The sequence below is a fragment of the Pseudoduganella sp. R-31 genome (assembly GCF_049913235.1).
GTDB lineage: Bacteria > Pseudomonadota > Gammaproteobacteria > Burkholderiales > Burkholderiaceae_D > Rugamonas.
Window position 1 is genome coordinate 3541880 of the sequence record NZ_CP183986.1, and the last position, 12400, is coordinate 3554279.

A 12400-nucleotide genomic window follows, 5' to 3' on the forward strand; every position below is an offset into this window, starting at 1 on the left:
GCGAAATGAACCGTTTCGACACGCACGAGGTTTTCAACCAGGTAAGCCCGTTTGTGAACGTCAACCTGTTCACATGCGACACCGCCTTGCGCGAAGCGCTGGAGCGCGAAGGCGGCGCTTTCGCCACTGCTTCGCTGATGGAACTGGGCGCCGAACTGGGCTCCGCGGAAATGCAGGAGCTGGCGCGGCAGGCCAACGAACATCCCCCCGTATTGAAAAACTTCGACCGTTCCGGGCACCGGGTAGATGAAGTCGAATTCCATCCCGCCTGGCACAAGCTGATGGAGCTGATGATCGCAGCCGGCGCCCACGCTTCGCCATGGGAAGGCAAGCATCCGCACCACGGCGCGCAAGTGGCGCGTGCGGCGCGCTACATCCTGTTTGGGCAAGTCGAAAACGGCGCGCAATGCCCGATCACGATGACCTACGCCAGCGTGCCGGCTTTGCGCCAGAGCCCGGGCCTTGCCGCGCGCTGGCTGCCGAAGATCCTGTCGCGCGTATACGATCCCAGCCCGTTGCCGATTGACGAAAAACGCGGCGCGCTGATTGGCATGGGCATGACGGAAAAGCAGGGCGGTTCCGACCTGCGCGCCAACACGACGCAAGCCGAAGGCGTGGCTGCCGAAGAGGTGCGTGCGCTGTTCGGCGACGACAGTGAAGCGGTCTATCGACTGACCGGCCACAAATGGTTCTTCTCCGCGCCGCAATGCGACGCCCACCTGGTGCTGGCCCAGGCCGGCGATGCGGGCCTGAGCTGCTTCCTCGTTCCGCGTTTCCTGCCAAATGGAGTTCGCAACCAGGTGCGCGTGCAGCGCTTGAAGGACAAGCTTGGCAACAAGTCGAATGCCTCGTCGGAAGTCGAATTTACCGGCGCCTACGGCTGGCTGCTTGGCCCGCTGGGCCGCGGCGTGCCGACCATCCTGGAAATGGGCAATCACACGCGGCTTGACTGCGTGCTCGGCACGGCCGGCATCATGCGCGCGGCGTTGACCCAGGTGCTGCACCATGCGCGGCGCCGCAGTGCATTCGGCAAGCCGCTGGCGGAACAGCCACTGATGCAGAACGTGCTGGCCGACCTGGCGCTGGAATCGGAAGCCGCCACTGTTTTCGCGATGCGTCTGGCGCGCTGTTTCGACCGCATGGACAATCCTGCGGAAGCGCTGCTTGCGCGGCTGCTGACGCCAGCCGGCAAATACTGGATCTGCAAGCGCGGGCCCGGTTTTGGTGCCGAGGCGATGGAAGTACTTGGGGGCAGTGGCTATGTGGAGGAGAGCTCGCTCGCCCGCCTTTACCGGGAACTGCCGGTGAATTCGATCTGGGAAGGCTCCGGCAACGTGATGTGCCTGGACCTGTTGCGCGCCCTGTCCAAATCCGGCCAGGCGCTGGAAGTGCTGGCCGCCGAACTGGGCGAGGGGAGCCACGCCGATCCCGAGTACGTGCGCTACACCAGCCAATTGCTGGCCGACCTGCCCAAAGCCCGAGAGGACGAGTTCGGCGCGCGCCAGCTGGCCGAGCGCATCGTTCTCGCCGTGCAGGCCGGGCTGCTGCTGCGCTACGCACCGGCCTTTGTCAGTTCCGCCTTCGTTGCCAGCCGCCTGGCACGCGAGCCGGGCGGCGCTTACGGCCGGTTGCCGGTGGGAACTAACTGTGAAGCCATTCTACAGCGGGCGCTGGTGGAAAACGCCTGAGGCTGGGATAATGCGCGCAATTGAACGAATTTATTCCTATTTGACATGAAACAAGATCCGCGCTTTCCCAACCTGTTCATTACCGACCATCCGCTGATCCAGCACAAGCTGAGCCATATGCGCGACAAGGCAACGTCCACGCGCACCTTCCGCGAGCTGCTGAAAGAAATCACGCTGCTGATGGGCTACGAGATCACCCGTGACCTGCCGCTGACCACGCGCGAAATCGAAACCCCGCTGCAAACCATCCAGGCGCCTGTGATCGCCGGACGCAAGCTGGCCGTGGTGCCGATCCTGCGCGCCGGCGTGGGCATGAGCGACGGCCTGCTGAACCTGGTGCCATCGGCACGCGTCGGCCATATCGGCGTGTTCCGCGACCCTGAAACCCACCAGCCGGTGGAATACCTGGTGCGCCTGCCGGACCTGGTCGACCGCACCTTCATCCTGTGCGACCCGATGGTGGCGACCGGCAATTCGGCCGTGCACGCGGTGGACGTGCTGAAAAAGCGCGGCGTTCCCGACGACCAGATCATCTTCCTCGCCCTGGTGGCGGCACCGGAAGGCATCGAGGTGTTCCAGAAATCGCACCCGAACGTGAAGATCTTCTGCGCTTCGCTCGATTCCCACCTCAACGACCATGCCTACATCATTCCGGGCTTGGGCGACGCGGGCGACCGCATTTTCGGCACCAAATAAGTCATGGCCGCGCCGGTCGATCCAGCCTTCCAGGACCGGATGCAAGCCTTGCGCGACAAATACGCCGCCAGCGTTCCCGAGCGCATGGCGGCAATCCGCGATGCCCTGGCGCTATGCCAGGGCGACCTGAGCCCTTCCCACATCGAGCAATTGCACCACGCGCTGCACAGCGTAGCCGGCTCGGCCGGATCGTTTGGCCTGGCCGCGCTTGGCGACGAGTCACGCCGCATCGAACAGCTGGTGCGCGGCGTGATGGAAGCTGGTGCGCCGTGGAGCGGAATTGAGTCTGCGGTCCAGGCGCTGTTGCAAAGCGCCGACAAGGAATTTGGCCCAGGGAAAATTGCCGCGCACGATTGATATTTATCAAACAAGATTGATAAATCTTGTCTATAGTTAGTCATACATGTTCGGGACCTGCTTTGGCACTCGTGAATTAATTTTCATCGCGGCGTGTTTTTAACAGGTATTTCGGTATAATGGCGGATCGTTTAGATTCAGGTGACTGGATTCAAACGGTATCACGGGCGCAAGCTCATTTAACTGTAATAGGAATTGTAATGGCAACTGGTATCGTAAAATGGTTCAACGACGCAAAGGGTTTTGGCTTCATTACCCCTGATGAAGGCGGCGAAGATCTGTTTGCTCACTTCTCGGCTATCCAAAGCAACGGCTTCAAGTCGCTGCAGGAAAACCAACGCGTGTCCTTCGACGTGACCTCCGGCCCAAAAGGCAAGCAGGCGTCGAACATCCAGCCTCTGTAATCGAGACGGATCAAAACGATAAAAAATCCTCCAAATCGGAGGATTTTTTTTCGCCCCTACACATCAGCCCGTGTCACACCATGGGGTCAGACCCCATGGTGTGACACGAGTTCAGCCTTTGCGCCAGTAGCCGGGCTGGGCGTAGGCGTGGCGCAGGAAATCGACGAAGGCGCGGATGCGAAATGGCAGGTGCCGCCTTTGTGCAAATACGGCGTAAATATCATTTCCTGGCGCCGAAAATTCGTTGAGCACAGGCTTTAAACGTCCTGCTTCAATATCTGCGCCCACTTCCCACATTGAGCGCCATGCCAGGCCTTTGCCGGCCAACACCCAATCGTGCAAGACTGCGCCGTCGTTGCAGCTCATATTTCCCGCAATTTTCAGCGTCACGTTTTTATCGCCTTCGCGGAAAGTCCAGCCGCGCTGGCTGCCTTCGCTGCTGATCGTCATGCAGTTGTGCCTGGCGAGGTCGTCCAGTGTTTTCGGCACACCGTGGCGTTTGAGATAGGCGGGCGTGCCAACCACCACGCGATGATTATCGGCCAGCTTCACGCTCACCAGGTTGGAGTCGGACATCGAGGCAATGCGGATCGCCACGTCCACCCCTTCGCCAATCAAATCCACCACGCGGTCGTTCAGGTTCAATGTCACCGCCACGTCACGGTGCTCCGCTAAAAAGGAGGGGACCAGGGGTGCCACATGCAGCCGTCCAAAGCCGGCAGGCGCGGAGATAAGGAGGTGTCCCGTGGCGCGCGCGCTACGTTCTGCCACCGCGGCTTCCGCGCTTTCCAGATCCACCAGGATGCGTTGGCAATCCTCAAGGAAGGCTGCACCTTCGTCCGTCAGCGCCAGCTTGCGCGTGGTACGCTGGAGCAGTTTGACGCCGAGCCGTTGCTCCAGCGCGTCGAGGCGGCGTCCGATAACGGCGGGCGCAATGCCTTCCGCGCGGGCCGCCGCCGACAGGCTGCCGCGGTTGACCACTTCTACAAAGGTGGAGATTTGCCTGAACTGACCCATAAGACCTCATTTATGACTAAAACGCACAGATGAAGTGCTTTTTAGTCTTGTTTCTCTATGTTTTTAGTCAATATACTGGAAAACATCGAATCACAACACTAATCATCATTAACGGAGAAAGACCATGAGCATCACTCTGCCAGCAGGTATGCAAATCACAGGAGAAATCAAGCCAGGTTTCGAGCGCGTGCTGACCCCGGAAGCGCTGGCCCTGGTGGCCAAGCTGAGCCGCGAATTTGAGCCGCGCCGCCAGGAACTGCTGGCCAAGCGCGTCGAGCGCGCCAAGCGCCTGGATGCAGGCGAGCGCCCGGACTTCCTGGCCGAAACCGCCCATATCCGCAACGGCGACTGGAAGATCGCACCGATTCCTAAAGCCCTGGAATGCCGCCGCGTGGAGATCACCGGCCCGGTCGACCGCAAAATGGTCATCAACGCGCTGAATTCCGGTGCGGACTCCTACATGACCGATTTCGAAGATTCCAATACCCCGAACTGGGACAACCAGATCTCCGGCCAGATCAATATGCAGGATGCGGTCCGCAAGACCATCTCGCTGGAACAGAACGGCAAGTCCTACAAGCTGAATGAAAAGACTGCCACCTTGGTGGTGCGTCCACGCGGCTGGCACCTGGACGAAAAGCACGTGACCGTCGATGGCAAGCGTGTCTCGGGCGGCATCTTCGACTTCGCGCTGTTCATGATCCACAACGCGAAAGAGCAACTGGCACGCGGCGCCGGCCCATACTTTTACCTGCCGAAGATGGAGTCGCACCTGGAAGCCCGCCTGTGGAATGACATCTTCGTCATGACCCAGAATGAACTGGGCCTGCCACAAGGCACCATCAAGGCCACCGTGCTGATCGAAACCATCCTGGCCGCGTTCGAGATGGACGAAATCCTGTACGAACTGCGCGAGCACAGCTCGGGCCTGAACGCCGGCCGTTGGGACTACATCTTCAGCTGCATTAAGAAGTTCAAGCTGGATAAGGACTTCTGCCTGGCCGACCGCGCCAAGGTCACCATGACTTCGCCGTTCATGCGCGCCTATGCGCTGCTGCTGCTGAAGACCTGCCACAAGCGCAATGCACCTGCAATTGGCGGCATGGCAGCGCTGATCCCGATCAAGAACGATCCGGAGAAAAATGAAGTGGCCATGGGCGGCGTGCGTAACGACAAGGCGCGAGATGCGACCGACGGTTACGACGGCGGCTGGGTCGCTCACCCTGGCCTGGTGGAGCTGGCCATGGGCGAGTTCAAGAAGGTGCTGGGCGATGCGCCGAACCAGATTTCCAAACAGCGTCCGGACGTGGAAGTGACGGCAGCGGAGCTGCTCGACTTCAAGCCTGAAGCGCCTATTACTGAAGCTGGCCTGCGCTACAACATCAACGTCGGCATTCACTACCTGGGTAGCTGGCTGAATGGCAACGGTTGCGTGCCGATCCATAACCTGATGGAAGATGCGGCGACCGCAGAAATCTCGCGCTCGCAGGTGTGGCAGTGGATTCGTTCGTCGAAGGGCGTGCTGGAAGATGGCCGCAAGGTGACGGCCGATATGGTTCGTGCGATGATTCCGGAAGAACTGCCGAAGGTGAAAGCTACTGCTCCGGACGGCTCCACGCCAGCCTACGATCGCGCTGCCCAGATTTTCGAGAAGATGTCGACTTCGGAAGCGTTTGAGGAATTTCTGACGCTGCCGCTGTACGAGGAAATCTAAACCGGTAAACCAGGGTCAGACCCAAGGGTCTGACCCCGTCAGCGCAGCCTCCACGGGTTTGGTTCCAGGCCTTTGACCTTCTCCAAAAATCAAGATCCTTGAACCAATTGGTTGGCCGGGAAGTCATTCAGGGTCTGACCCTGTGGGTCAGACCCAGGTTTACCGGTTTTGCCGCGAAGCCAACGACGGCCTGTCGAGAAACTCCTGCAAGCGCCCCTCATCGATACGATGGCCCGCGATCCTGCGCAACAGGCTGTCGATCCGATCCGCCCCCCAGAACAACTCTCCCTCATAGACAAAACTCGGCACGCCAAAGATGCCATCGTTAATGGCCTGCTCGGTCGCCCGCGCCAGTTCCGCCTTCACCTCTGGCGTCCCCGCCGCGGCAACCAGCGCCTCGCCATCGAGCCCGCAATCGCGCGCCACCCGTGCGAGGACGCCGAAATCCTGCGCATCCTGCCCCTGTTCCCAGGTTGCCGCCATCACTGCGGTGACGAATGCGATCCGCTCCGCACGTCCCTCGATAGCGGTCGCCATTCGCAGCATCGGCAAGGGATTGAACGGATGGCCTGGCGGCCCCACGAACTCCAGGCCCTGCGCCGACGCCTGCCGCATCACATCGCGGAACGTCAGTACACGTTTCGCCGGGACCTCGGCCGGGCCCACCAGGCCATGCTTGTTCAGCATCGCGGCGAACAAGACAGGCACGATTTCAACCTGCACCCCCGCCGCCTCAATGCGGGCAATCTGCTTGGTGGCCAGCCAGACGAAAGGGCTGATGGGATCAACGTACATGCGGACGGTTTGCATAAATCTCCTCAGGTCAGAAGTTGTTCTTCCACTCCCGCAGCGCCGCAAAGACGGCAACCGGTGGCTCGCCGCCACGCAATTTGCCGGCCTCGTGCAACTGGGCAGCGATTTCGGGCTCACGATAACGCAGGAAAGGGTTGGTGGCACGTTCCAGTGCGATAGTGCTCGGCACGGTCGGCAGCCCACGCTCGCGCGTCGCGGAATCGGCCGCTACCCGGGCGCGTAGCGCCGTATTCCCCGGCTCCACCGCGCTGGCGAAACGCAGGTTGGACAGCGTGTATTCATGGGCGCAGAACACCTTGGTGGCCTCCGGCAGTGCCGCCAGCTTGCCAAGCGATTCGGCCATCTGGTCCGGCGTGCCTTCAAACAAGCGCCCGCAACCGCCGGCGAACAAGGTATCGCCACAGAACACCCATGGCTCGGCACCATCGCGGACATAGGCGATATGGCCGAGGGTATGGCCTGGCACATCCAGCACGCGCAACGACAGGTCCAGCCCCGGAACCTGCACCCGGTCGCCTTCGCCCAACGGCACGGTCACGGCTGCGATACCATCATGGCGGGGACCGAAAACCGGCACCTGGAAGCGGGCCAGAAGCCCCGGAACGCCCCCAATATGGTCAGCATGGTGATGGGTGAGTAGAATGGCGGTAAGTGTCAGCCCGTGCTCTTGCAGGGAGGCCAGGATGGGCGCGGCGTCCCCGGGATCGACTGCTGCAGCGTTGCGGCCATCGTGGACCAGCCACAGGTAGTTATCCCTGAAAGCAGGGACGGTCAGGACAGAAACAGGTTTGCTCATGGGCTCAGTAAAGGGAATGCATGGATAGCGCAACATCCGACGAATCCATTATAGCGTTCGACAAATGGCTGGAAACACCGCCGGGTGCATACGTGCGCGCCTGGGAGCAGGCATGCCTGGACAAGATGGTGGCGGATATCTTCGGTTTCAACGCGGTGCAGATCGGCATGCCGCAACTTGACGCCTTGGCGGCCAACCGCATGCCGCACCAGTGGCTGGCCGACATCCGGCTGCATCCGCGCCAATCCGGCAGCAGCCGCGCGGTAGCGGTGACCCTGGACAGTGTTGAACTGCCATTCGCCACCAACAGCATGGACCTGGTGGTGCTGCCGCACGTGCTGGAATTCTCCGCCGAGCCGCACCAGGTGCTGCGCGAAGTCGAGCGTGTGCTGATCCCGGAAGGCCAGGTCATCGTCTGCGGCTTCAACCCGGCCAGCCTGTGGGGGCTGCGCCAGCTAAGCGGCCGCCTGACCGGATCGCACTACCTGCCCAAGGCCGGTGAGTTCATCTCCATGCCGCGCATCAAAGACTGGCTAAAATTGCTGAATATGGGCGTCAGCCACACGCACCTGGGCTGCTATGCGCCAGCCTGCCGCACCGAACGCTGGCTGCAACGCTACAACTTCATGGACCGCGCCGGTCCCAATTACTGGCCGTATTTTGGCGCGGTCTATATGGTGCAGGCGATCAAGCGCGTGAAAGGCATGCGCCTGATCGGCCCGGCCTGGAAACAGAAAACGGCCAAGGCGGGTGTACCTGTCCCGGCCACCAACAAACACAAAGAAAGACTCGATGGATAAAGTAGAGATTTATACCGACGGTGCATGCAAGGGCAATCCCGGCACCGGTGGCTGGGGCGCGCTGATGATCGCAGGCGACGCCAAGAAGGAACTGTTCGGCGGCGAGCTGAATACCACCAACAATCGCATGGAACTGACCGCGGTCATCGAATCGCTGAAGGCCCTGAAGCGCCCGTGCGAAGTGGTCCTGCACACCGACAGCCAGTACGTCCAGAAAGGCATTAGCGAATGGATCCACGGCTGGAAGGCGCGCGGCTGGAAAACGTCGACCAAGGAGCCGGTCAAGAACGCCGACCTGTGGCAGGCGCTCGACGCCGCGCAAGCCGTGCACACGGTCGATTGGCGCTGGGTGCGCGGCCACAACGGCCATCCGGGCAACGAACGCGCCGACCAGTTGGCCAACCTGGGCGTGGAATCGGTCCGCCGCAAATAAGGCCTGTTATACTTCGCCGCTTGCTACGAACACATTCGTGAATTTATGCGTCAAATCGTCCTCGATACCGAAACCACCGGCATTAACCCGAAACAGGGTAACCGAATCATTGAAATTGGCTGCGTTGAGCTGTTCGAGCGCAAACTGACCGGGAATAACTTCCACCGCTACATCAATCCAGAGCGTGATTCGGAAGAGGGCGCATTGGCGGTGCACGGCCTGACCACCGAATTCCTGCGCGATAAACCACGTTTCCATGAAGTGGTGGAGGAACTGCGAGAGTATATCCAGGGCGCGGAAGTGATCATCCATAACGCGCCGTTCGACCTTGGCTTCCTGAACCACGAGTTCAACCTGCTCAAGCTGCCAACTTTTGACTCCCACATCAGCGGAGTGATCGACACCCTGGTGCAGGCAAAGGAAATGCGTCCAGGTAAACGCAACTCGCTGGATGCGCTGTGCGAACACTTCGGCATATCCAACGCCCACCGCAAACTGCACGGCGCGCTGCTGGACGCGGAATTGCTGGCCGATGTCTATCTGGCGATGACCCGTGGCCAGAACAGCCTGGGCATGGATATCGTAATCGAGGAATCCGGCAGCGGCATCGCCATGGCTGAAATCGCACTGGCCGACGTGATCGTGTTGCGCGCAAGTGAAACGGAAGAAGCCGAGCACATTGCGTTGCTGGATGGCTTGGACAAAGCGGTCAAGGGAACTTGTGTTTGGCGCAACCCTAGTCTATAATAGCGCCACTTCGGGAGGTTAGCTCAGGGGTAGAGCACTGCATTCACACTGCAGGGGTCGCAAGTTCGAAACTTGCACTTCCCACCAGAAATACTCAAACAAATCAAGGGCTTGCGAAATCACTTCGCAGGCCTTTTTTGTTTGGTGTGGAAAAAATGTGGAAAAATGATTCCCGCCGCTTTTTGCGGCTCGGAAAAAGGGTGTCGGCGGACACCTTCCCGCTGTATCAAGAAGTAGGGACATTCGCCCCAAATGTTGCCGCCGGTGCGAATACCAGTCGGAGTGTCGCGACTTATCTCGGCACATGCAGGCCAAGCGAATTGAGTGCTCTATTCGGCGGCCCGCTTTTGCATCAGTGGCCCAAACATCACAAGCGACGACGCGCCCGCAGCGCGAAACATGAAGTACTGCTTCCACGATTTCAGGTGGTGCACCCGGCCTCGGAACCGACGTCAGCTAACAGGAATGCATGCCGGTGAAGATTGGGCGCGCTCCGGACCCTCTATATCAACCAGGAACTCGAAGATTTCGTGACAGTCATAACCTTGATGAACAAGGAACGTCCAAGCTCGAAGGGAGCCCGCGAAACGGTTGACGATAGCAGCTTGGGCCGCGGCGTCAGCGGCAATATTGGAGACCTGCATGGTGATTTCTTTCGTGGGCCGGCGGGGCAAGGCCGACGATCAGAGAAGCGCTGCAGACAATTAGGCAGCGTCGACAAATTCTCACACATTTTCACAGACGCGGCGATACGCGCCTTGATTAATGATGCAAATTTACAACTACAGTGGCATCTTTGGTAACAACCGAAATCATCGGACAAGATTTAATTTCGATAGCCCGCAGACTTAGAAGAGTGGCAATCTAAGAGACTTTTTCAGATGAGCTACAACACAGATCATGCCGCAAACGGCCAGCGGCAGACGCAAGTGGTCTCAAAGCCTGCATTGGCTCTAGTGTCCACTCGCTCCATCTCCGACCGACTCACCGCAATATAGGCACGGGTCGCCGCAATTGACTCGACCGCCGCCAAGGCATCACTTAAGGTCAAGGCTTCCCTACTTCTGGACCTTCCATGGGTGTATTGCTTTCTATTCGTTGGGTGAATGAAACGCTACAATTCCAGAATTGCATTTATAGAAACTCCGCGTGAAAATCGAAACCCCTTTGCTCGTTCCCGTGCTGGCCGCACTGCCGGTATCGGCCTGCATGGTCATTCTGGGACTGCCTGCCGTCAATGATCACTATATCGTAGCTTTTCGTACGCTGTTCCTGGTCGCCTGCCTGCTATGGCTTATTCCGCTGACGCTGCTTCAGCGGGCCATGTGGCGTCGCGATTGGTCCTGGCTGCGCATGGGATCGATACTGCTGGCGGCCACCTATGCCATGGCGATTACGAACGCCTTTCTAGGACAGAGCTTTGGTATCGCGATAGGACGAGAGACGGGCTACCAATGGGAATATCTGGCACGGGGCCTGGATAGCTGCTGGCTGGCACTGGTCGCGTTCTGTGCGGTCCATGCGGTGGCGGCCTATTACCTGTCGCTGCAACAGGTTCGCCTGCATCTGGCCCAGGCGCAAAGCGCCGCCCGCGATGCCGAACTGCGCGCGCTGCGCCTACAGGTCAATCCGCACTTCCTGTTCAACTCCCTTAACGCGATCTCAGCGCTGGTGTCGGCCCAGTCCAATCGAGAAGCTAACCGCATGCTTGCGTGCGTGGCCGACTTCCTGCGCGCCACCCTGGCCCATGATGGCCGTCATGAGCATGCGCTGGCCGATGAACTGGCCCTGCTCGACGCCTACCTGGCCATTGAAAAAGCACGCCTCGGCGAGCGCCTACGCCTGACGATGAAAACTGGCCCAGACCTGCTGGGCAGCGTCGTGCCTTACCTCATGCTGCAGCCGCTGGTTGAGAATGCGATCCGCCACGGCATCGCACCGCTCGCCACGCCCGGCCAACTCGATATTTTGGTCGAGCGCATCGGCACGCGCTTGCTGATCGGCGTGCTGAACGACGGCCAGCCCGCGGCGCACAAGGGGAGCGGCATCGGCCTGGCCAACGTTCGGGAACGCCTGCGCCACCTATACGGCGCCGAGCAAGAAGTCGATGCAGGTTGGCGTGCGGACGGTCGCTTCCACGTGCACATTTCGATTCCGCTGCGCGCGAACGAGGTGCCGGCATGAACATCAGAGTGGTGATCGTCGACGACGAGCCGCTGGCCAGGCTGGCGGTCAAGGTCAGGCTGGCGCAGCGCGGGGTGTTCGAGCTGGTGGGTGAATTCGGTGACGGCGACAGCGCTTACCAAGGGATTGTGACACTGAATCCCGACTTGGCGTTCGTCGACGTCGAGATGCCGGGCAAGAGCGGACTCGACGTGCTTGCCGCACTGCCGCCGGCGCAGCGGCCGATGACGATCCTGCTCACCGCCTATGAAGGCTTCGCGCTGCAAGCGTTTGAACTGGCCGCCATCGATTACTTGCTCAAGCCGGTCGATGACGAGCGCTTCGACGAAGCCCTGGAGCGCGCGCAGCAGGCGTTTCCCTATCGCTGCCAAAGTCGTGCCGCAGCACCGGTGGCCATGGCGATGCGCAGCTTCAGCGTGCGTGTGGGATCGCGCACGGTGCTGGTGCCGGTGGCTGATGTTGAGCGCATCGAGGCCGACGGCGACTACGCCTCCTTGCATGCGAAGGGCAAGAGCTGGCTAGTGCGGGAGCGCCTGCAGAATCTGGCCATGCAGCTCGATCCGCGTCAGTTCCACCGCGTGCACCGCTCGTCCATCGTACGGCTGGACACGATCGCCGAACTGCGTTCGCTAACCAACCGGGACGCCATGCTGCGCCTGCGCGACGGCACGGTGCTGCGAGCCAGCCGCTCCTATATGCCGGCGCTGACGGAAGCGTTGCAACAGCTCAAAACAAACACCGATTCGTAGTC

13 protein-coding genes and 1 tRNA gene are annotated in these 12400 nt (G+C 60.3%); 11 read left to right on the top strand and 3 right to left on the bottom strand.

What is annotated here, in order from left to right; all coding sequences use genetic code 11:
- Positions 1–5: 5 nt before the first annotated feature.
- The 4 genes from ACN9MY_RS16230 to ACN9MY_RS16245 all read left to right on the top strand — a co-directional run bounded on the left by ACN9MY_RS16230 (position 6) and on the right by ACN9MY_RS16245 (position 3145).
- The gene (locus ACN9MY_RS16230) at positions 6–1688 is read left to right on the top strand and encodes an isovaleryl-CoA dehydrogenase (protein ID WP_426335747.1); all 1683 of its coding nucleotides are present in this window, start codon (positions 6–8) and stop codon (positions 1686–1688) included.
- Between the two features lie 45 nt (positions 1689–1733).
- Positions 1734–2384 (top strand): uracil phosphoribosyltransferase, encoded by a 651-nt coding sequence (upp, locus tag ACN9MY_RS16235; RefSeq protein ID WP_426161429.1) that lies wholly within the window; start codon positions 1734–1736, stop codon positions 2382–2384.
- 3 nt (positions 2385–2387) lie between these two features.
- Positions 2388–2741 carry an Hpt domain-containing protein gene (locus ACN9MY_RS16240; RefSeq protein WP_426161430.1) on the top strand — a complete coding sequence of 118 codons (354 nt, stop codon included), beginning with the start codon at positions 2388–2390 and terminating at the stop codon, positions 2739–2741.
- Positions 2742–2941: 200 nt separating this feature from the next.
- Positions 2942–3145 (top strand): cold-shock protein, encoded by a 204-nt coding sequence (locus ACN9MY_RS16245; RefSeq protein ID WP_028102570.1) that lies wholly within the window; start codon positions 2942–2944, stop codon positions 3143–3145.
- A 111-nt stretch (positions 3146–3256) separates the two neighbouring features.
- On the opposite strand, the gene ACN9MY_RS16250 is transcribed toward ACN9MY_RS16245, so the two are convergent.
- Positions 3257–4162 (bottom strand): LysR family transcriptional regulator, encoded by a 906-nt coding sequence (locus tag ACN9MY_RS16250; RefSeq protein WP_426317918.1) that lies wholly within the window; start codon positions 4160–4162, stop codon positions 3257–3259.
- Between the two features lie 124 nt (positions 4163–4286).
- Between ACN9MY_RS16250 and aceB the strand changes: the two genes are divergently transcribed.
- The gene (gene aceB / locus ACN9MY_RS16255; RefSeq protein WP_426161432.1) at positions 4287–5876 is read left to right on the top strand and encodes a malate synthase A; all 1590 of its coding nucleotides are present in this window, start codon (positions 4287–4289) and stop codon (positions 5874–5876) included.
- A gap of 159 nt (positions 5877–6035) precedes the next feature.
- Here the strand turns inward: aceB and ACN9MY_RS16260 are convergent, their stop codons facing one another.
- Together ACN9MY_RS16260 and gloB are read right to left on the bottom strand one after the other, a co-directional pair.
- On the bottom strand, positions 6036–6686 hold the full coding sequence (locus ACN9MY_RS16260; RefSeq protein WP_426161433.1) for a 2-hydroxychromene-2-carboxylate isomerase: 651 nt from the start codon (positions 6684–6686) through the stop codon (positions 6036–6038).
- Positions 6687–6699: 13 nt separating this feature from the next.
- A complete protein-coding gene (gloB, locus tag ACN9MY_RS16265; protein ID WP_426335748.1) occupies positions 6700–7485 on the bottom strand; it encodes a hydroxyacylglutathione hydrolase in 786 nt (261 codons plus the stop codon).
- A gap of 20 nt (positions 7486–7505) precedes the next feature.
- On the opposite strand from gloB, the gene ACN9MY_RS16270 reads away from it, so the two are divergent.
- The 6 genes from ACN9MY_RS16270 to ACN9MY_RS16295 all read left to right on the top strand — a co-directional run bounded on the left by ACN9MY_RS16270 (position 7506) and on the right by ACN9MY_RS16295 (position 12398).
- Entirely contained in the window at positions 7506–8285 is a 780-nt protein-coding gene (locus ACN9MY_RS16270; protein ID WP_426161435.1) for a class I SAM-dependent methyltransferase, read from the top strand.
- Positions 8278–8718: a ribonuclease HI gene (gene rnhA / locus ACN9MY_RS16275; protein WP_426161436.1), complete on the top strand. Its 441-nt coding sequence runs from the start codon at positions 8278–8280 to the stop codon at positions 8716–8718. The genes ACN9MY_RS16270 and rnhA overlap by 8 nt, the downstream gene beginning before the upstream one ends.
- Before the next feature lie 45 nt (positions 8719–8763).
- Positions 8764–9465: a DNA polymerase III subunit epsilon gene (gene dnaQ, locus ACN9MY_RS16280; RefSeq protein ID WP_426161437.1), complete on the top strand. Its 702-nt coding sequence runs from the start codon at positions 8764–8766 to the stop codon at positions 9463–9465.
- A gap of 12 nt (positions 9466–9477) precedes the next feature.
- Positions 9478–9552, top strand: a tRNA-Val gene (locus ACN9MY_RS16285).
- A 1062-nt stretch (positions 9553–10614) separates the two neighbouring features.
- Positions 10615–11649, top strand: coding sequence for a sensor histidine kinase (locus tag ACN9MY_RS16290; RefSeq protein WP_426317921.1), 1035 nt, complete (start codon positions 10615–10617; stop codon positions 11647–11649).
- Positions 11646–12398, top strand: a complete 753-nt coding sequence (locus ACN9MY_RS16295; RefSeq protein WP_426317922.1) for a LytR/AlgR family response regulator transcription factor — start codon at positions 11646–11648, stop codon at positions 12396–12398. The genes ACN9MY_RS16290 and ACN9MY_RS16295 overlap by 4 nt, the downstream gene beginning before the upstream one ends.
- Positions 12399–12400 lie beyond the last annotated feature (2 nt).

What these genes read in the sequence shown, in the direction of transcription:
- rnhA (WP_426161436.1), top strand. Translation starts at nt 8,278, where the DNA reads ATGGATAAAGTAGAGATTTATACCGACGGTGCATGCAAGGGCAATCCC.
- upp (WP_426161429.1), top strand. Translation starts at nt 1,734, where the DNA reads ATGAAACAAGATCCGCGCTTTCCCAACCTGTTCATTACCGACCATCCG.
- ACN9MY_RS16240 (WP_426161430.1), top strand. Translation starts at nt 2,388, where the DNA reads ATGGCCGCGCCGGTCGATCCAGCCTTCCAGGACCGGATGCAAGCCTTG.
- ACN9MY_RS16230 (WP_426335747.1), top strand. Translation starts at nt 6, where the DNA reads ATGAACCGTTTCGACACGCACGAGGTTTTCAACCAGGTAAGCCCGTTT.
- aceB (WP_426161432.1), top strand. Translation starts at nt 4,287, where the DNA reads ATGAGCATCACTCTGCCAGCAGGTATGCAAATCACAGGAGAAATCAAG.
- dnaQ (WP_426161437.1), top strand. Translation starts at nt 8,764, where the DNA reads ATGCGTCAAATCGTCCTCGATACCGAAACCACCGGCATTAACCCGAAA.
- ACN9MY_RS16260 (WP_426161433.1), bottom strand. Translation starts at nt 6,686, where the DNA reads ATGCAAACCGTCCGCATGTACGTTGATCCCATCAGCCCTTTCGTCTGG.
- ACN9MY_RS16250 (WP_426317918.1), bottom strand. Translation starts at nt 4,162, where the DNA reads ATGGGTCAGTTCAGGCAAATCTCCACCTTTGTAGAAGTGGTCAACCGC.
- ACN9MY_RS16295 (WP_426317922.1), top strand. Translation starts at nt 11,646, where the DNA reads ATGAACATCAGAGTGGTGATCGTCGACGACGAGCCGCTGGCCAGGCTG.
- gloB (WP_426335748.1), bottom strand. Translation starts at nt 7,485, where the DNA reads ATGAGCAAACCTGTTTCTGTCCTGACCGTCCCTGCTTTCAGGGATAAC.
- ACN9MY_RS16270 (WP_426161435.1), top strand. Translation starts at nt 7,506, where the DNA reads ATGGATAGCGCAACATCCGACGAATCCATTATAGCGTTCGACAAATGG.
- ACN9MY_RS16245 (WP_028102570.1), top strand. Translation starts at nt 2,942, where the DNA reads ATGGCAACTGGTATCGTAAAATGGTTCAACGACGCAAAGGGTTTTGGC.